The following is an 18,785-nucleotide window of genomic DNA, read 5'->3' as shown; positions in this document are numbered from 1 at the left end:
ACATCAATGTTGACTGATCCGCCGCCTTCGCGAGCAGGCTCGCTCCCACATGAGTTATGTGTTCAGAGGCCCAGCAGCGACAACATGATGAAGGTCGCAAACAACACGAAGTGGGTCATCCCTTCGATGGCATTGGTTTCGCCATCGTTGAGATTGATCGCGCTGACGATCAGGGTGAGGAAGATCATCACGGTCTGCACCGGGGTCATCGCCATCTGGAATGGCTGGCCCGTGTAGAGCGCCATCGCTTCCATTACCGGCACCGTCAGGATCACCGTCGACAGCGACGCGCCCATGGCGATGTTGACCACCGACTGCATGCGGTTGGCCAGCGCCGCGCGCAAGGCCGTCAGAATTTCCGGGGCCGCGGAAATCGCCGCCACCAGGATCGCCGTCATCACTGGCGGTGCACCGGAACCCTCCAGCCCCAGGTCGAGGGTCTTGGACATGACTTCGGCCAGTGCGCCGATCACTACCACACCGAATACCAGCGTCCCGATGCTCACTGCCAGGTTGATCGGCTCCGGCTCTGCGGCGGGTTCCTTCTTGCGACGTTTTTCCGGATAGCTGTAGCTGAAGAAATAGCTGTGCGGCCCGACCTGCATGCGCAGGAACAGGGTGTAGAGCACGACCATCGCGCCGATGGTGAACGCTGAATAGAGTTTCCAGTTCGCCTCGGGAATGAACTCCGGCACCACCATGGACACGCCCATGGCGGTGAGGATCATCACACTGTAGCTGCGCGCCGAGTCATCGTTATAGGACTGTTCGCCATGCTTGATCCCGCCCATCAACGCGGCCAGGCCGAGGATGCCGTTGATGTCGAGCATCACCGCTGAATAGATCGTGTCGCGCACCAGGGTCGGCGATGCTTCATTGCTCATCATGATCGCCAGGATCACCACTTCCACCAGTACCGCGGCCAGGGTCAGGATCATCGTGCCATAGGGGTCACCGACTTTTTCGGCGAGCAGTTCGGCGTGATGGGCGACGCGCATGGAAGCGACGACAATGAACGCGACCAGCACCAGGCCGGCGGTCAGCGCGATGGGCTGGCCGTTGTGCAACATCCAGTGCTCCAGTGGATAGGCGACGAAGGCGGCGACCAGGGCCAGCAGCAGAAACTTTTCTTGCTTGAGGAATGTGAGCATTGCAGGCCTTTTGCCGGTGAGGCGAAAACAGTGTGGTGAGCTACTGACTGTGGGGCGGCGCTAACGTTTCGTTACACCTTAGCGCACCCGTGACAGGCAACCGCGCCGGGTCCTGCACTTTTGTTGGCCTTTCGGGCCTCTTCGCGGGCAAGCGCGCTCCCACAGGGACTGCGCTATGGTTGTGGGTGGGGCCTGCCTGCGATGGCTATCACGGGGTTCGTGCGTCGCCGATACCAGCGCCTATCGGCGTAAACAGGCGGCAGCGTGATGAACCGCCTGGTCAGGTTTTGCCAATTGTTTCCACGAGCACCTGTAGAATGCCCGCCATCTGCACCTGATGAGAAAAGACTATGTACGACTGGCTCAACGCCCTGCCCAAGGCAGAATTGCACTTGCACCTGGAAGGCTCGCTGGAGCCTGAGCTGCTGTTCGCCCTCGCCGAACGCAACAAAATCGCCCTGCCATGGAGCGATGTCGAGACCCTGCGCAAGGCGTACGCCTTCAACAATCTGCAAGAGTTTCTCGACCTGTATTACCAGGGCGCCGACGTGTTGCGCACTTCCCAGGATTTCTACGACCTGACCTGGGCCTATCTGTTGAAGTGCAAGGCGCAGAACGTCATTCACACCGAGCCGTTCTTCGACCCACAGACCCACACCGACCGTGGCGTGCCGTTCGAGGTGGTGCTCAACGGCATCGCCAGCGCACTCAAGGATGGCGAGCAGCAACTGGGCATTACCAGCGGCTTGATCCTGAGCTTCCTGCGCCACTTGAGCGAAGAACAAGCCGAGAAAACCCTCGACCAGGCGCTGCCGTTCCGCGATGCATTTGTTGCCGTTGGCCTGGACAGTTCGGAAATGGGTCACCCGCCGAGCAAGTTCCAGCGCGTGTTCGACCGGGCCCGCCACGAAGGTTTCCTGACCGTCGCCCACGCCGGTGAAGAAGGTCCGCCGGAATACATCTGGGAGGCGCTGGACCTGCTGAAGATTCAGCGCATCGACCACGGTGTGCGCGCCATCGAAGACGAGCGTCTGATGCAGCGGATCATCGACGAACAGATTCCGTTGACCGTGTGCCCGTTGTCGAACACCAAGCTGTGCGTGTTCGACCACATGTCCCAACACAACATTCTCGATATGCTGGAACGCGGCGTGAAAGTGACCGTGAACTCGGATGACCCGGCGTACTTTGGTGGGTATGTGACCGAGAACTTCCACGCGTTGTACACCGATCTGGGGATGACCCAGGATCAGGCCAAACGGTTGGCGCAGAACAGCCTGGACGCGCGGTTGGTCAAACCATAACGTTCACGGCAATCCCCTGTAGGAGCTGGCTTGCCAGCGAAGAGGCCATCACAGTCGACTTTGATGTCGCCTGAGACGCCGCCTTCGCCAGCAAGCCGGCTCCTACAGCCCCCCGACGCCGCTCGCGTCAAGGCACCACTTGCAACTCGGTTTCCTTGGCAAAACGATGAATTTCCCGCTGCCCCGCGGCGGTGATCTGCACGGCCGGCGAATCATTGGACACACTCATCCAGCCAGACTGCATGAACAGTTGCAGCAACGCCGCGCCCAGTGAACCGCCCATGTGCGGACGTCTTTCGCTCCAGTCGGGGCATGCACAGGCGGCTCTGTGGGCGGTGTTTGCCAACGCCTGGACGAACACTCCGCGTTTCGCCAGTTGCGTGGCGCCCTTGTGGGTGATCGAGACCCGCTGATCGAACTGTTCGATCCAGCCCGCATCCAGCAGTCGCTGGTACAGGTCGGCGGCCAACGTGCCGCCCAGATGATCGTTGCACAGCCTGGCGCGCAACAAGGGTGAAGGCACTGCCTGAGTCCTGGAGAGGAGTGTATTGCGTTTGAAAATATCCGGAATGTCCCGTGGCGTGCTGGCAATCGTCGCGCTGGCCAATGCTTCTATCGCAGCAGCGACTTCGGGTGCGGCAAGCCGAAAGAACCGTTTGCGGCCACGGATTTCGACTTTCAACAGACCACCGGTGGACAAACGCCCCAGGTGTGCACTGGCTGAAGACGGTGACACGCCGGCCAGCAACGCCAGGTCTTCGGATTGTCGCGCCGTGCCATCCATCAAAGCCCACATCATTGCGCTGCGCTTTGGGTCAGCCAGCAACGTGGCGATCTGGCTGATGCAAGGTGCATGTTCCATGTATTCACTCCCTGTTGAATCGTTTCGTCTACTGCTCAATGGCATAGTATAAGCGGGTTGACCGTTGGATCCTGCCCTGCGGAACCCGATGAAGGTGATAGTTCCTGAGGGAAATTTCGCTATTTGCCTGCGACTAATGACCTTCGCCCGAGAACGTAGGAAATTGACTACTTGAACTGGCGCAACGGCTGACGAGCATTTCCCGCAGCAGGTTCACCGGTTTACTCAATTGCGCGCGATGGGCGCACAGCAGATTCAGGGGTGCGCGCTCACACTGCAGCTCCGGCATCAGCACCTTTAACCGACCGGCCAGCACGTCGGCGGCAACATCGAGCCAGGATTTATAGGCGATTCCGGCACCTGCGACCGCCCACAGTCGCACCACATCGGCATCATCGCTGAAGCGATCACCACTGACCGTCAGGCTGACCTCGCGTTTGCCGTCATGAAAACTCCAGTGATCGTGGACCCGGCTGCCGAGCATGAACAGCAGGCAATTGTGTTGCGCCAACTGCTCAAGCTGTCGTGGCTCACCCCGTCGGGCCAGGTAACTCGGGGCGGCACAAAGAACCCGGCGATTCTGCGGGGCGATCGGCAGCGCCACCAGGCTCGAGTCTTCCGGCTCGCCGTACCTGAGGGCAATGTCCACCGGTTGGCGGAACAGGTCGGCGATGCGGCCCCCAGTAGCAGGCGCACCGTGAGTCCGGGATGTTCGCGCTGAAACTCGTCGAGCCAAGGCAGCAGCAGGTTTCGACCGAAATCCGAAGGCGCCGACAGCTGCAGGATCCCACTGACCTGATCCTGACTGCCAGCCAACAACCGGCGCCCCTCGTCGAGATTGCTCAACGCCGCCCGGGCGTATTCGAGAAACCCCTCGCCCTCGGCGGTCAGGCGCAGGCTGCGTGTGGAACGGGCAAGCAAACGGGCGCCGAGTTGCTGTTCGATACGCTTCAACGCCGCGCTGGCCACTGCAGCGGACAGGTCCATCCCGCGCGCCGCCGCGGACAGACTGCCCAGGTCCGCGGCCCGGACGAACAATTGCAAATCATCGAAACGCAGCATTTCCAGCCTCGATTATCAAAAAAATATTGAAAGAGACTGCTCTTTTAGCGGGTTTTATCTTGCGCAGAAATAGCCAATCATCTGCCCATTGAAAACACCCCCGCTCACGGAGTCGAATATGTCCCAGCCGTTTACCGCCATTGCCACCCTGATCGCCAAAGCCGGCCAGCAGGACGCCCTCGAACAGCACTTGCGTGCGCTACTGGAACCCACCCGTGCCGAGGCCGGTTGCGGTCAATACGACCTGCATCAGGACCTCGCCAATCCGCTGGCTTTCTACATGATCGAACAGTGGAGCAGCGACGAGGCCCTGCAAGCCCATGACGACAGCGCGCATATCCAGAATTTTCGGGCCAGAGCCGGCGATTTCCTCGAACACTTCGAACTCAAGCGCCTTCGCACCCTGGCCTGATCGTTCTGTTTTCAATTTTCGGAGTCCTCCATGAAAGCCATTGCTTATTACGTCTCGCTGCCGATCAACGACGAGACATCCCTGCAGGATATCGAACTGCCGGAACCGGTTGCCGGACCGCGCGACCTGTTGGTGGAAGTCAAAGCCATTTCGGTCAACCCGGTCGATACCAAAGTCCGCCAGAACGTCCAGCCTGAAGATGGCGCGGCGAAAGTGCTCGGCTGGGACGTGGCGGGTGTGGTCAAGGCCGTCGGCAGCGAAGTGACGTTGTTCAAGGCGGGCGACAAGGTGTTTTATGCCGGATCCATCGCTCGCGCTGGCGGCAACAGTGAGCTGCATGTGGTGGATGAGCGGATCGTCGGCCATATGCCCGCCTCCCTGGGTTTCGCCGAAGCCGCCGCATTGCCGTTGACCGCCATTACTGCCTGGGAACTGCTGTTCGAACGCTTGCAAGTACGCGAAGGCCAGGCTGATGAAGGTCAGAGCCTGTTGATCGTCGGAGCGGCCGGCGGCGTGGGGTCGATCCTGACTCAACTGGCCAGCCAGCTGACCGGGCTGAAAGTCATCGGCACCGCTTCCCGTGCGCAAACCCGAAGCTGGGTCAGCGAACTGGGGGCCGACCTGGTGCTTGACCACAGTCAGCCGTTGAGCGAAGAACTCAAACGTGCCGGCATCGAGCATGTCACCCATGTGGCCAGCCTGACCCAGACCGATCATCACCTGGATCAACTGGTCGAAGCATTGGCGCCGCAAGGCAAGCTGGCGCTGATCGATGATCCGAAGGCCCTCGACGTGACCAAGCTCAAGCGCAAGAGTCTGTCGCTGCACTGGGAGTTCATGTACACCCGCTCACTGTTCGAAACCGCCGACATGATCAAGCAACATGAACTGCTCAATCGCGTCGCGCAGCTGATCGACGCCGGAACACTGAAAACCACGATCGGCGAGCATTTCGGTACCATCAACGCCGCCAATCTGCGTCGCGCCCACGAACTGCTGGAGAGCGGTAAATCCAGGGGCAAGATTGTGCTGGAAGGGTTTTGAGGATTTAGAACCCGAGAATCGAAGGATCGCGGGTTGCGCCGCTGTGCTCAGGATCGGTGTGCAACCGAAATATTCGGATACACATCGATCGAGACAGGTGCGGCCACAGGCCGCGATCTACCGCGCTCAAACCGCCAGTCAGAGAGTTGTCCGTTGTCACAATTGCGACCGTATTCGGGTCTACAATCGTGGCCACTGCAAAGCAATCTTTTACGTAAAGGAGGTCAGCAATGAAAATCCTGATAAAAGAACTGGCAAAATCCCAGTGGCAGGTCCGCCTGGACCAACATGCCGTGACCTTCCGCAGCGAAGCCGAAGCGCGGGCCTTTACGCGAACCCTTGAGGCGCGCCTGCACGCCCCTCATCAGTTTCCCGACCAGCAGCAGCGCGCCGCGGGTTGAGCCATCCTCAGACCTGGGCTTGCAGCAATGCCCGGGCTTTTTGCAAACGTCGGGTGAGCATCGCCACGCTCACCACCATAATTCCACACAGGCTGATGACCATGGCCATCGGCACGGCACTGCCATCGTGTAAAACACCCACCAGCGCCGCAGCGCCAGCGGCGACACTGAATTGCAGGCAACCGAGCAGCGCCGACGCACTGCCGGCCCGGGCGCCCTGCCCGTTCATGGCACACGCCGAGGCATTGGGCAGGATGCAACCCAGGCTGGAGATGCAGATAAACAGTGGGATCAGCAGTGGCCACAGCTTCGCGGTGTGCATCGATGCGACAGCAAGTAGCGCCAGGCCGGCACCGACATAGATCCACACCGTGCGGCTCAGCAGAAATGCCGGGCCACGCTTGGCCAGCATGCGTGCATTGACCTGCGCCACCAGGATGAATCCCGCCGCATTGGCACCGAACAGCCAGCCGAAATGCTCGGGCGGCACGCCATAGAGCTTGATAAACACAAAGGGTGAACCGGCAATGTAGGCAAACATCCCGGCGATAGCGATGCCACCTGTCAAGGCGTGGCCGAGAAACACCGGATCCGCCAACAGCCGACCGTACTGACGCAGCGCCCCGGACAACGGCTGGCGTGGCACATGGGCGGGCATGCTTTCCGGCAACCCGAGGGCGACCGCCAGCCCCACCAGCGCACTGAAAAAGGTCAGCACGAGAAAGATCGACTGCCAGCCTGTGGTGTTGACCAACAGTCCACCCAGCATTGGCGCCAGTATGGGGGCCAGACCCATCACCAGCATCAGTTGCGAAAAGACCTTCGCCGAACCCACCGCATCGCATTTATCGCTGACCACTGCGCGGGCGATCACCATCCCCGCGCAACCACCCAGGGCCTGGATGAAACGCGCACCGATCAGCCATTCCAGGTTCGGCGCAAACGCGCAGGCCAGGGAGGCGGCCGTGAACAATCCGACACCGGTCAGCAAGGGAATGCGTCGTCCGAAGCGATCCGCCACCGGGCCATAGGCCAGTTGACCGATGGACAATCCGAGAAAATAGGCCGCCAGGGTCATTTGAACGTGCTGGTCATCGGTGCCAAATGCGAGCGCCATCGCCGGGAAGGCTGGCAGGTAGAAATCGATAGCCAGCGGGCCGAAGGCGCTGAGGGCGCCAAGTATCAAAATGGTACGAAAATTCATCAGGCATCCAGTGGGACAGGTCGGCAGCCCCACAGTCTAGCCGCGCATCGCCCCCTTGAACATTCTGTTAGGTCGCTAACTATTAAAAATTACTCGATGAATGCACATCGCCCTGTAGGAGCTGGCTTGCCAGCGAAAGCGGTCTATCGGCCAACACCTGTGTTGGCTGACACGCCGCCTTCGCTGGCAAGCCAGCTCCTACAGCCGGTTGCGTTTGATATATCAGGCGACTTTCGCTTCGTAGCCTTCTTCAGTAATCAGCGCGATCACCTGATCCGTCGTCAATGCACTCTCGACCCCGACTTCTTTCGCCGCCAGATCGATCCGTACGCTGGCCGCGGGATCCTTCGCCTGCAGTGCCTGGGTGATGGCCTTGACGCAGTGACCGCAGGACATGCCTTGAACGTTGAACACTTGCATGGGAGAACTCCTTGAGTGGATGGCGAGCAGTCTGGAGCTTGCCACCATGGCAAGGTCAAGTCCGGCAGCAAACTGCGGACTGGCAATCGGCGCCGCGGTCGGCCAAGCTGCGTCCATCAGTGATTCGACTTCAGGAGATTCAGCCATGCACTGGTCAGCTCTGAGCCTGTCTGGCTTTATCAGCCTGTTTGCCGCGACACCTTTGGCACACGCCGCCGGGGAGGACTATGGCGTGCTGATCATTTCCCGCGAGCGCCTGGAAGTCGCGACCGCCTGCGAAATAGGCGTGTACGTCCAGGACCAATTGGCTGCGCGGCTATTCCAGGAACAGAGCACCTCGTTCAACCTGCCGCCAGGCACTGTGTCCCTGCGCCTGAAATTGCTGCCGGGACAGGCCCCGGGTTGCAATCCGGGGATGCTGACGCCGGGCTCACAGAACGTCACGCTCAAGGCTGGGGATGTGTTGAAGTTCCGGATTGCGATGACGCAGGAAGGGATGTATTTGAAGCCCGCGGCCCTCGATTACTGAGTCGCCAGTAAAAAGATCGCAGCCTGCATTGACTGAGTGTTAACCCGATCCTGGACGCTGCCGCAAGCTGCGATCTGTGGATCTGAATCATGGCGCTTGACCTTACCCGCATGGCAAGGTTGATCCTGTAGGCATCTTCTACAGGGAGCGCGACCGATGTCCGAATCCACCACATTCGATCTGCCGATTGTTGGCATGACCTGCGCCAGTTGCGCCGGGCGTGTCGAGCGTGCCTTGAGCAAAGTCCTCGGCGCCAGTGCTGTCAGCGTCAACCTCGCCACCGAGCAGGCTCGGGTTCAAGCACCCAGCGACAGCCTGCCGGCCTTGATGGACGCCGTGCAGCAAGCTGGCTACAGCGTCCCGCAGCAGACCCTGGAGTTGAGCATCGACGGCATGACCTGCGCGTCCTGTGTCGGCCGGGTCGAACGTGCACTGGCGAAGGTGCCGCGGGTGAAGAGTGTCAGCGTCAACCTGGCCAACGAACGCGCCCACCTCGAGTTGCTCGGCCAGGTCGATCCGCAGACCTTGATCGCCGCCGTGTCCAAGGCCGGTTACAGCGCCAGCGTCCGGGAAGTCGAACACCCGCTTGCCGACCATCAGCAACAGCGCCTGCATCGCGAACGCTGGGCCTTGATCATGGCGATCGTCCTCGCCCTGCCGCTGGTGCTGCCGATGGTACTGCAACCCTTCGGCGTGCACTGGATGCTCCCGGCCTGGGTGCAATTCGCGCTGGCAACGCCCGTGCAATTCGTCTTCGGTGCGCGTTTTTACGTTGCCGCGTGGAAAGCCGTGCGGGCCGGTGCCGGCAACATGGATCTGCTGGTGGCCTTGGGCACCAGCGCCGGTTATGGCTTGAGTCTCTACGAATGGGCCACCGCCGCTGGGCGCACACCGCACCTGTACTTCGAAGCCTCGGCGGTAGTCATTGCCCTGGTGTTGCTGGGCAAATACCTGGAAAGCCGCGCCAAACGCCAGACCGCCAGCGCCATCCGCGCCCTCGAAGCCTTGCGTCCGGAGCGAGCGATTCAAGTGATCGACGGCCGTGAGCAGGACGTTGCCATCAGCGCCTTGCGCCTCAATGATTTGGTGATGGTCAAACCCGGCGAGCGCTTCCCGGTGGACGGCGAAGTCGTCGAAGGCCAGAGCCACGCCGACGAAGCACTGATCACCGGCGAAAGCCTGCCGGTACCGAAACAGCCCGGCGACAAGGTCACCGGCGGTGCCATCAATGGCGAAGGCCGGTTGCTGGTTCGCACCCGGGCCTTGGGCACGGAAACCGTATTGGCGCGGATCATTCGCCTGGTGGAAGACGCTCAAGCTGCGAAGGCGCCGATCCAGAAACTGGTGGATAAAGTCAGCCAGGTATTCGTTCCGACGGTATTGCTGATCGCGTTGGCGACCTTGATCGGATGGTGGCTGTACGGGGCGCCGATGGAAACGGCGCTGATCAACGCCGTTGCGGTGTTGGTGATTGCCTGCCCGTGCGCACTCGGGCTGGCCACGCCGACGGCAATCATGGCCGGCACCGGTGTGGCGGCACGCTACGGGATTCTGATCAAGGACGCCGAAGCGCTGGAGCGTGCCCATGAAGTCAGCGCCGTGGTGTTCGACAAGACCGGCACGCTGACCTCGGGTACACCGCGTATCGCTCATTTGAGTGCGATCGACGCTGACGAAGCCGCCCTGCTGCAAAAGGCCGGGGCGCTGCAACGCGGCAGTGAACATCCACTGGCCAAGGCCGTGCTGGACGCTTGCGCCGAACGTGGCTTGACTGTGGCCAACGTCAGTGACAGTCAGTCGCTGACCGGACGCGGTATTGCCGGCACCCTCGAGGGTCGGCGGCTGGCGCTGGGTAATCGACGCCTGCTGGAAGAGAGTGGCTTGAGCGCCGGTCCATTGGCTGAGCGCGCAACCGCCTGGGAAACCGAAGGCCGGACGTTGTCCTGGCTCATCGAACAGAGCCCCGAGCCTAACGTGCTGGGCTTGTTCGCCTTCGGTGACACCCTCAAGGCCGGCGCACTGCAAGCGGTGCAACAACTCGGTGCACGCAATATCAGCAGCCACCTGCTCACAGGCGACAATCGCGGCAGTGCCAACGTGGTCGCCGAAGCGCTCGGCATCAAAGATGTCCACGCCGAAGTGCTGCCGGCCGACAAAGCCGCCACCATCGCCACGCTCAAGAAAACCGGGGTCGTGGCGATGGTCGGCGACGGCATCAACGATGCCCCGGCCCTGGCCGCTGCCGACATCGGCATCGCCATGGGCGGTGGCACCGACGTGGCCATGCACGCCGCCGGAATCACCTTGATGCGCGGTGATCCGCGACTGGTGCCGGCGGCGCTGGACATCAGCCGCAAGACCTACGCGAAGATCCGGCAAAACCTGTTCTGGGCCTTCGTCTATAACCTGATCGGCATTCCGCTGGCCGCTGCAGGCTTGCTCAACCCGGTGCTCGCCGGCGCGGCCATGGCGTTGTCGAGCGTCAGCGTGGTGAGCAATGCGTTATTGTTGAAAACCTGGAAACCCAAGGATCTGGAGGACACCCCATGAACATCGGCCAAGCGGCCCGCCAGACCGGCCTGAGCGCGAAGATGATTCGTTATTACGAATCCATCGGCCTGCTCAAGGCCGCCCATCGCACCGACAGTGGCTATCGGGTGTACGGCGACGACGACCTGCACACCCTGGCGTTCATCAAGCGTTCCCGCGACCTGGGATTTTCACTGGAAGAGGTCGGCAAACTGCTGACCCTCTGGCAGGACCGTCAGCGCGCCAGCGCCGACGTCAAGGCGCTGGCCCGACAGCATATCGAGGAACTGGACCGCAAGATCCTCGAGCTGGGCCAATTGCGCGACACGCTGCAGGATCTGGTCGAGCACTGCCATGGTGATCACCGTCCCGATTGCCCGATCCTTAAGAATCTTGAGTCCGGCTGTTGCTCCGCGGCCGCTCGCGCCTGATTGCCAGCTCCTTGAACATCAACACGGGGATGGGGCAAGCAATCCTTGAGTGTGGAGGTATGACACTTGTAGGTTGTCTGGTCTGACGCCATCGCGGGCAATGCGGTTCCAAAAAAAGAGCACTCATGAAAAACCCGGCCGAAGCCGGGTTTCTCATAGACCTGTCACTGCATCCAGGGCGGAGGCGGTTCCTCGGTCTTGCCGGGTGGCGCGTCGTCTGCGGCGCGTACCGCCTGCTTGCGTTCTTCATCGAGGCGTGCGGCCTCGATTTCGCGCATGATGCCGCCAACGTCGGCCAATTCTTCCGGCTCATCGAACTCACCGGTCAAGACACTGCCCGGGTGCAGGGTGCCGGCTTCGTACAGCGCCCACATTTCCTTGGCGTACCGGGTCTTCTTCAACTCCGGGGCATATCGTCCGAAATACGACGCCATGTTGCCCACGTCCCGTTCCAGCATGCTGAACGCGTGGTTGTTTCCCGCCGCATCCACCGCCTGTGGCAAGTCGATGATCACCGGACCGGTCGGGGTCAGCAGCACGTTGAATTCCGACAAGTCGCCATGCACCAGACCGGTACACAACATCAGCACGATCTGCGAAATCAGGAATGCGTGGTATTCACGCGCCTGTTCCGGCTCCAGCACCACATCGTTCAGACGCGGCGCGGCATCGCCATACTCGTCGGCCACCAGCTCCATCAGCAGCACGCCTTCCAGGAAGTCGTAAGGCTTGGGCACCCGAACACCCGCGCCGGCCAGACGGAACAAGGCCGCCACTTCGGCGTTCTGCCAGGCGTCTTCGGTTTCTTTCTTGCCGAACTTGGAGCCCTTGGCCATCGCCCGGGCCTGACGGCTGTTGCGTACCTTACGACCTTCCTGATACTCGGCCGCCTGACGAAAACTGCGTTTATTCGCCTCCTTGTAGACCTTCGCGCAACGTAACTCGTTACCGCAGCGCACCACGTAAACAGCTGCTTCTTTACCACTCATGAGTGGGCGCAGCACCTCGTCGACCAGACCGTCCTCGATCAGGGGTTCAATGCGTTTTGGAGTCTTCATCAGCTTTTATTGTGGGTCCTTTATTACCAAACACGCGAAAGTCATTCGTTATACGGCAATCCACTCATTCGGGGGAGGGGTTGCCGACCTATGAACCGTGCAAACGCGCACAATGTGGCGCAAAAGCCGGTAAACCCGACCACCGTTATCGTCCGCTTCGGATCATAACCGAGCCCGCATCACTTGTTGGCGAAGGGTTGCAAAGACATTTGCGACATGAAGTTGATACCCGGATTCATACCCTTCACATGATTTTTTCGGATCAGCCTCAATTTCCGCCGTCCGCAGCCGAAGTCATCAGAGACAAAGGAATTTGTCCGAGAATCGTTTCAACAAAAAAAACGATGCCGCACTCAAGGATTTGGGTCGAGCTGCCAATAGTCCGCGAGTCTTCTGCACTGCGTGGGCCAAAAAGAAAAAACCTGGAGCGCGGATGAACATCAAACAGAAGTTGACCTGGGCGTTTGCAATTATCGCCTGCTTGCCCGTGGTGCTGGTCGCCACCCTCGTTGTGCTGAACCTGCGCAGTGAGGCCAAGGAAGGTTTCGTCGACAGCAGTGGCCGCGAGATTCGTCAAGTCAGCAACGCCATGCAGTTGTTCTTCGACAGCATCAGCCAGAACGTCGATTACCTGGCATCGCAACCGCTGATCAAGGACTCCGACGACAGCCTCAAGACCTACATGAGCGCTAATGCCGAAAGCATTCCCCAGGGCGAGATGGACAAAAAGGTCTTCGCCCTCCTCCAGAATCTCGGCAACAGTCATCCGTCCTACGCCTATGCGATTCTCGGCACTGCGGCGGGCGGTTATGTGTCGTGGCCGGACGACGCAAAACTGAACAACTATGACCCGCGCCAGCGCCCCTGGTACAAGGCAGCCCAGGCCAGGCCGGGCAAGCCGTTCCGCACCGAGGCCTATTACTGGGCTCAGGATGATGCAACCTACGTCAGTACCGTGCGCACCATCGATAACAAACTGGGCACTCAGGGTGGCGTGGTCAGCATCGACGTGACGCTCAAGCAGCTCACGGAAATCGTCAAACAGATCAAACTTGGCGAGACCGGCTACCTGATGCTGTTGGAAAACACCGGCACTGTGCTGGTTGATCCAAAGCAACCGGAACACAACTTCAAGACACTGAGCAGTCTCGGCGAAGGCTACGCGCAACTGGCCAAGGCCGGCAAAGGGCTGGTGGAAGTCGAGCTGAACGGCGAGCGCTACATGGCCAACGTCTGGCCGTCGGAGCAATTGGGATGGACCTTCATCGGCCTGATCAAGCAGGCCGATGTAATGAGCTCGGCGACCCGGCTGACCTGGCTGATTGCAATCATTGCCGCCGTTCTGGCGGTACTTTTCGCCATTGTCGGCGCCAGCTTTGCCAGCCTCATCGTGCGTCCGATCCGCAGCGTGGCCAGCGGTCTGGAAGGCATCGCCCAAGGTGAAGGCGACCTGACCCGGAATCTGCCGATCCGCGGCAATGATGAAACGGCGCAACTGGCCAACTGGTTCAACCAGTTCCTGGCGGCGATTCGCAACCTGATCCAGAGCATCGGTGGCGCCGCGACCAACATTCTTGCCACCTCCAGGAGTTCGACCCAAGTGTCGAGCGACATGGCCGAAGCCGCCGGGCGCCAGCGAGAAGCGGTGGATATGGTGTCCACGGCGTTCCACGAAATGGTGGCCACCGCCAACGAAGTCGCGCGCTCCTGCAATCAAGCGGCGGAATCCGCCGACAGTGGCCAGCGCCAGGCGCGGGAAGGTCAGCAACAAATTGACTCGGCGGTGAGCAGCGTCAATCAGCTGAGCGAGGAAATCGAACAGTCGGCGCAGTCGATGCAGCAGCTCGAGCGCGACAGCAACGACATCCAGTCGATTCTCGGGACCATTCGCTCGATCGCCGAACAGACCAACCTGCTGGCGCTGAACGCCGCGATCGAAGCGGCGCGGGCCGGTGAACAGGGTCGCGGGTTTGCGGTGGTGGCCGATGAAGTGCGGGCGCTGGCCAAGCGCACGGCCGACTCCACTGCACAAATCGACGGACTGCTCGGCAACCTCGCCAAACGCACCAGCCAGGTCACTCAGCAGATGCATGCGAGCCTGGAAGTGTCCCGGCAATCGGTGACCCGCATCGGTGATGCACGTAGCAGCTTCGGGCAGATTCGTGAGTCGGTGGACGTGATCCGCGACATGAATACCCAGATCGCTACCGCGGCGGAACAACAGCATCAAGTTGCTGAAGACATCAACCGGCACATCAGTCAGATCCATGGCGATGCGCAGCTGGTGGCGGAACTGGCGAACTCGGCGCGGATGGACTCCCAGAGCCTGGCGGGGTTGTCGAGTGAGCTGGACGGGTTGGTTCGGCGGTTTAGAACCTGAAGATCAACAGACGGGATCAATAGCCTTCGGCAGCTCCGGCAGGAGCTGTCGAGCAAAGAGAGGCAGCGACCTTGATTCGTGCCCACCGCCGATGCATTTTCCCTCTGGACAAACCCAGGACTTCGGCAGATTATTTTCCCCGCAAAATCCCTCACTCAAGAGATCTGTTCATGAGCAAAAAGCCATCGAAAAATGGCCCGAACAAGGCCAAATCCATCATTGCCCAGCCACTGTTCCGCAGCCGTCAGGAACGAGCCGGCAAAGGCAAAGGCAGCTACCGCCGCGAAGCCTTCCAGTCTGACAACTGGGAGGCTTCTTACTTTCTGGCGGCCTGAAAGGCAAGCAATCGCTCAACATGGTAAGGTCTGCACCTGATTCGTATTCCCTGGACCTGTGCATGCCCCTTTGTCTTTCCCGTCGTTGGCATTTTCGCCATCTGATCGCTGCCTCCAGCCTCATTTTACTAGTCGCCTGCGCGGAAAAACCGACCGCCGCCGACGCCCAGCCGCTTCAAACCCTCCCCGTCGCGACAGCCCCTGCGGTGATCCCGCCCGTGGTGCCGACCGGTGACAACCTCGACATCCAGCCGACCCAGACCTTCGCTGAATGGCAGGCGGGTTTCCGCAAGGACGCGCTGGCCGCCGGCATCCGCGCCGACCTGTTCGACCGTGCCTTTGCCAATGTCAGCCTGGACTCCAGCGTGATCCGCGCCGACCGCAGCCAACCGGAATTTTCCCGCCCGGTGTGGGAATACCTCGACGGCGCCCTGTCGCCGCTGCGAGTACGCAAAGGCCAGGCGCTGGTCAGCCAATATGCCGACATCCTGCAAAGCATCGAGCAGCGCTACGGCGTCGATCGCCAGGCACTGGTTTCGGTGTGGGGCATGGAGAGTAACTTCGGTCAGTTCCAGGGCAGCAAGTCGGTGATCAACTCCCTGGCGACCCTGGCCTATGAAGGCCGGCGCCCCGGATTTGCCCACGCGCAACTGATTGCCGCACTGCAAATCCTGCAACAGGGTGATATCGAACCGGAGGCGATGCTCGGCTCCTGGGCCGGGGCCATGGGCCAGACCCAGTTCATCCCTACCACCTACAACACCCACGCCGTGGACTTCGACGGTGACGGCCGGCGCGACATCTGGGGCAGCCCTGCCGATGCACTGGCCTCGACGGCGCACTACCTGCAGAGCTCGGGCTGGCAGAAAGGCCAGCCGTGGGGCTTCGAAGTACAACTGCCCGGTAGCTTCAACTATGTGCTGGCCGATGGCACGATTCGCAAGAGTGTTGCCGAATGGCTGCAGCTGGGGGTCACGTTACCCAATGGCGCCCAGGTTCCGCCAGGCTCCGAACAGCTGTCCGCGGCCCTGCTGTTGCCGGCCGGTTATCGCGGCCCGGCGTTCCTGGTCCTGGATAATTTCCGTGCGATCCTCAAGTACAACAACTCGTCGTCCTACGCGTTGGCTGTCAGCCTGTTATCCGAGCGTTTCAACGGCGCGGGCCTGATCAGCGGCACCTGGCCAAAAGATGACATGCCGCTCAGCCGTACCGAGCGGATCGAACTGCAAAGCCTGTTGAGCGCGCAGAACTACGATGCGGGCACTGCCGACGGGATAATCGGCGCCAATACCCGCAAGGCGATCCGCAGTGCACAGCAGTCGTTTGGCTGGCCGGCGGATGGGTATCCGACGCATAAGTTGCTCGAAGGCCTGCGTAACCGCTAAAAGCATCGCCGGCAAGCCGGTCTCGCTCCCACATTTGATCTTCAGTGAACTCACTATTTGTGTTCAACACGGATCAGCGTGGGAGCGAGACCGGCTTGCCGGCGAAGACTGACTATCAGACGACCAAGCTCTAAGACTTGATCACCACATCCTGCTCCAACACCAATTCCTTGCTCCCCGCATCCAGCCGCACCAGCGCCCCCATCGGCAACGTCAGGTTCGGATTGCAATGCCCGCTGCGCCACCCGGACAACACCGGTATCCGCAACGGCGCGAAGGTCTGCTTGAGCAAGCGCTCCAGCGCCGGGGCCTCAACTCCCGCGATATCCCCCACCAGAACCCCGCGCAGCTTGTGCAGCGTGCCGGCCAGACGCAGATGGGTCAGCAGCCGGTCTATGCGATACAGCGGCTCGTTGATGTCCTCGATGAACAGAATGACGCCCTCGGCATCCATTTGATAAGGCGTGCCCATGGTCGCGGCGATCATCGACAGATTGCCTCCCGACAAACGCCCGTGCGCGATCCCGGGCTCAATGGTGGTCAACGGGTAGGCCACTGGATGCGTGAGCACACTACCCGCCTTCACCTGCCCCCTGAGCATATTGAAAAACGAGGATTCCGTTGGTTTTTGCTTTTCGTTCAACAGATCCGCGTTGAGCATCGGCCCGTGAAAGGTCACAAAACCTGCGTAACGGCTGATCGCCAGGTGCAGCGCGGTAATGTCGCTGTAGCCGATGAACGGCTTGGCATTGCAGCGCAACAGGTCGAAGTCGATGCGATCAAGCAATCGCGGCGTACCGTAACCGCCGCGAAGACAGATGATTGCATCGACCTCGCTGTCGGCGAAAGCGGCGTGCAGATCATTGAGCCGCACTTCGTCGCTCCCGGCCAGGTAGCCATCCCGCTCGTACACGCCTGGATACACCCGCAGCGAATAACCGCGCTCGCGCATCCAGGCGATGGCTTTGTCGGTATCCAGCGCTGCGGGACCGGCGGGTGCGATGACACCGATCAGCCCTTGCGACGGCAAGGCCGGAACAGGCGCATGGGGACAAAGGGTGTGGGTGGGTCTAACGGTCATCCATGAATCTCCCTGTGTGAAAGCGATAAGCACACAGTAGTCAGGAACGGGGACAAACAGAAGAGGGTCAGTCGCCCCGCAGGTTGCAGGAAAAATCTGTAATAGGTGTAGGCCGGGCAAAAAAATGCCCGCAAGACGGAAAATCCTCGCGGGCTTTTTTCACACCGTCGGTGTCAAGACGACATCAGCTCGGCCTTGACCAGCTTCGCTTGCTCGTCGGCGTGGTACGAGGAGCGTACCAGCGGGCCGGAGGCGACGTTCTTGAAGCCCATCTTGTAACCTTCCTCGGCGAACCAGGCGAAGGTGTCCGGGTGTACGAAACGCTCGACCGGCAGGTGGCTGCGGGACGGTTGCAGGTACTGGCCCAGGGTCAGCATGTCGATGTCGTGTTCGCGCATGCGCTTCATGACTTCGATGACTTCTTCGTCGGTTTCGCCCAGGCCCAGCATCAGGCCGGACTTGGTCGGAATATGCGGCATCATCTGCTTGAAACGTTGCAGCAGGGTCAGCGACCACTGGTAATCCGAACCCGGACGCGCGGCCTTGTACAGGCGCGGCACGGTCTCCAGGTTGTGGTTGAACACATCCGGCGGCTCGGCAGCGGTGATTTCCAGCGCGACGTCCATGCGGCCACGGTAATCCGGGACCAGGGTTTCGAGCTGCACGTTCGGCGACAGCTTGCGGATCTCGCGGATGCAGTCGGCAAAGTGCTGGGCACCGCCGTCACGCAGGTCATCGCGGTCAACCGAGGTGATCACCACGTACTTGAGTTTCAGGTCGGCAATGGCGATGGCCAGGCTTTGTGGCTCGTTGACGTCCAATGGTTTCGGACGACCATGGCCAACGTCGCAGAACGGGCAGCGACGGGTGCAGATGTCACCCATGATCATGAAGGTCGCGGTGCCGCCGGAGAAACACTCGCCCAGGTTCGGGCAGGACGCTTCTTCACATACGCTGTGCAGCTTGTGTTTGCGCAGCAGCGCCTTGATGCGGTCGACTTCCGGCGAAACCGGGATGCGCACGCGAATCCAGTCGGGTTTCTTCGGCAATTCGGTGGTCGGAAGGATCTTCACCGGGATACGTGCAACCTTCTCGGCGCCGCGCAGCTTGACGCCGGCTTCTACCTTGGCACGCGGGGCCGGACGCTCGGTAACATCCAGCGTCGGGATCATGGTTTGCACTGCATCAGTAGTCATA

17 protein-coding genes and 2 pseudogenes are annotated in these 18,785 nt (G+C 60.7%); 11 read left to right on the top strand and 8 right to left on the bottom strand.

Translation table 11 applies throughout. The features are described from left to right. Positions 1 to 62 precede the first annotated feature (62 nt). Complete coding sequence (locus J2W17_RS25900) at positions 63 to 1,151, bottom strand: calcium:proton antiporter (protein WP_307341405.1); 1,089 nt, start codon at positions 1,149 to 1,151, stop codon at positions 63 to 65. A gap of 350 nt (positions 1,152 to 1,501) precedes the next feature. On the opposite strand from J2W17_RS25900, the gene J2W17_RS25895 reads away from it, so the two are divergent. After that, a complete protein-coding gene (locus J2W17_RS25895; protein WP_307341402.1) occupies positions 1,502 to 2,455 on the top strand; it encodes an adenosine deaminase in 954 nt (317 codons plus the stop codon). A gap of 127 nt (positions 2,456 to 2,582) precedes the next feature. On the opposite strand, the gene J2W17_RS25890 is transcribed toward J2W17_RS25895, so the two are convergent. Both J2W17_RS25890 and J2W17_RS25885 read right to left on the bottom strand, forming a co-directional pair. Next, positions 2,583 to 3,317 carry an ArsR/SmtB family transcription factor gene (locus tag J2W17_RS25890; protein WP_307341400.1) on the bottom strand — a complete coding sequence of 245 codons (735 nt, stop codon included), beginning with the start codon at positions 3,315 to 3,317 and terminating at the stop codon, positions 2,583 to 2,585. A 133-nt stretch (positions 3,318 to 3,450) separates the two neighbouring features. After that, a pseudogene (locus J2W17_RS25885) lies at positions 3,451 to 4,379 on the bottom strand (LysR family transcriptional regulator). A gap of 118 nt (positions 4,380 to 4,497) precedes the next feature. Here J2W17_RS25885 and J2W17_RS25880 point away from each other — a divergent pair. The 3 genes from J2W17_RS25880 (at position 4,498) to J2W17_RS25870 (ending at position 6,236) form a co-directional block, all read left to right on the top strand. Then, positions 4,498 to 4,791 carry a putative quinol monooxygenase gene (locus tag J2W17_RS25880; RefSeq protein WP_307341398.1) on the top strand — a complete coding sequence of 98 codons (294 nt, stop codon included), beginning with the start codon at positions 4,498 to 4,500 and terminating at the stop codon, positions 4,789 to 4,791. A 30-nt stretch (positions 4,792 to 4,821) separates the two neighbouring features. After that, a complete protein-coding gene (locus J2W17_RS25875; RefSeq protein ID WP_307341396.1) occupies positions 4,822 to 5,835 on the top strand; it encodes a zinc-binding alcohol dehydrogenase family protein in 1,014 nt (337 codons plus the stop codon). A 230-nt stretch (positions 5,836 to 6,065) separates the two neighbouring features. Further along, on the top strand, positions 6,066 to 6,236 hold the full coding sequence (locus tag J2W17_RS25870) for a hypothetical protein (protein ID WP_168187361.1): 171 nt from the start codon (positions 6,066 to 6,068) through the stop codon (positions 6,234 to 6,236). 7 nt (positions 6,237 to 6,243) lie between these two features. Here J2W17_RS25870 and J2W17_RS25865 read toward each other — a convergent pair whose 3' ends face one another. Together J2W17_RS25865 and J2W17_RS25860 are read right to left on the bottom strand one after the other, a co-directional pair. Next, on the bottom strand, positions 6,244 to 7,440 hold the full coding sequence (locus J2W17_RS25865; protein ID WP_307341390.1) for a multidrug effflux MFS transporter: 1,197 nt from the start codon (positions 7,438 to 7,440) through the stop codon (positions 6,244 to 6,246). Positions 7,441 to 7,662: 222 nt separating this feature from the next. After that, a complete protein-coding gene (locus tag J2W17_RS25860) occupies positions 7,663 to 7,860 on the bottom strand; it encodes a heavy-metal-associated domain-containing protein (protein WP_307341387.1) in 198 nt (65 codons plus the stop codon). 145 nt (positions 7,861 to 8,005) lie between these two features. Between J2W17_RS25860 and J2W17_RS25855 the strand changes: the two genes are divergently transcribed. The 3 genes from J2W17_RS25855 (at position 8,006) to cueR (ending at position 11,349) form a co-directional block, all read left to right on the top strand. After that, positions 8,006 to 8,389 carry a hypothetical protein gene (locus tag J2W17_RS25855; protein ID WP_307341384.1) on the top strand — a complete coding sequence of 128 codons (384 nt, stop codon included), beginning with the start codon at positions 8,006 to 8,008 and terminating at the stop codon, positions 8,387 to 8,389. A gap of 156 nt (positions 8,390 to 8,545) precedes the next feature. Next, complete coding sequence (locus tag J2W17_RS25850; protein ID WP_307341381.1) at positions 8,546 to 10,939, top strand: heavy metal translocating P-type ATPase; 2,394 nt, start codon at positions 8,546 to 8,548, stop codon at positions 10,937 to 10,939. Next, a complete protein-coding gene (gene cueR, locus J2W17_RS25845; protein WP_307341378.1) occupies positions 10,936 to 11,349 on the top strand; it encodes a Cu(I)-responsive transcriptional regulator in 414 nt (137 codons plus the stop codon). Before J2W17_RS25850 ends, cueR begins: the two co-directional genes overlap by 4 nt. Before the next feature lie 164 nt (positions 11,350 to 11,513). Here the strand turns inward: cueR and J2W17_RS25840 are convergent, their stop codons facing one another. Beyond that, complete coding sequence (locus J2W17_RS25840) at positions 11,514 to 12,407, bottom strand: PA4780 family RIO1-like protein kinase (RefSeq protein ID WP_307341375.1); 894 nt, start codon at positions 12,405 to 12,407, stop codon at positions 11,514 to 11,516. A gap of 433 nt (positions 12,408 to 12,840) precedes the next feature. Between J2W17_RS25840 and J2W17_RS31185 the strand changes: the two are divergent. The 4 genes and pseudogenes from J2W17_RS31185 to J2W17_RS25825 all read left to right on the top strand — a co-directional run. Then, a pseudogene (locus J2W17_RS31185) lies at positions 12,841 to 13,929 on the top strand (cache domain-containing protein); the annotation flags it as partial. Positions 13,930 to 14,019: 90 nt separating this feature from the next. Next, complete coding sequence (locus J2W17_RS31180) at positions 14,020 to 14,787, top strand: methyl-accepting chemotaxis protein (RefSeq protein ID WP_373460037.1); 768 nt, start codon at positions 14,020 to 14,022, stop codon at positions 14,785 to 14,787. Positions 14,788 to 14,957: 170 nt separating this feature from the next. Beyond that, the gene (gene arfA / locus J2W17_RS25830) at positions 14,958 to 15,122 is read left to right on the top strand and encodes an alternative ribosome rescue factor ArfA (protein WP_017340991.1); all 165 of its coding nucleotides are present in this window, start codon (positions 14,958 to 14,960) and stop codon (positions 15,120 to 15,122) included. Between the two features lie 62 nt (positions 15,123 to 15,184). Further along, on the top strand, positions 15,185 to 16,507 hold the full coding sequence (locus J2W17_RS25825; protein WP_307341366.1) for a lytic murein transglycosylase: 1,323 nt from the start codon (positions 15,185 to 15,187) through the stop codon (positions 16,505 to 16,507). A gap of 130 nt (positions 16,508 to 16,637) precedes the next feature. Here the strand turns inward: J2W17_RS25825 and J2W17_RS25820 are convergent, their stop codons facing one another. Together J2W17_RS25820 and lipA are read right to left on the bottom strand one after the other, a co-directional pair. Next, a complete protein-coding gene (locus J2W17_RS25820; protein ID WP_307341363.1) occupies positions 16,638 to 17,588 on the bottom strand; it encodes a S66 peptidase family protein in 951 nt (316 codons plus the stop codon). Positions 17,589 to 17,761: 173 nt separating this feature from the next. Further along, positions 17,762 to 18,784, bottom strand: a complete 1,023-nt coding sequence (gene lipA, locus J2W17_RS25815; protein WP_373460035.1) for a lipoyl synthase — start codon at positions 18,782 to 18,784, stop codon at positions 17,762 to 17,764. Between the last annotated feature and the right edge of the window lies 1 nt (position 18,785).

The sequence above is a fragment of the Pseudomonas lini genome, assembly GCF_030812475.1.
Taxonomy (GTDB): domain Bacteria; phylum Pseudomonadota; class Gammaproteobacteria; order Pseudomonadales; family Pseudomonadaceae; genus Aquipseudomonas; species Aquipseudomonas lini_A.
This window is presented reverse-complemented; position numbering and strand designations above follow the sequence as displayed.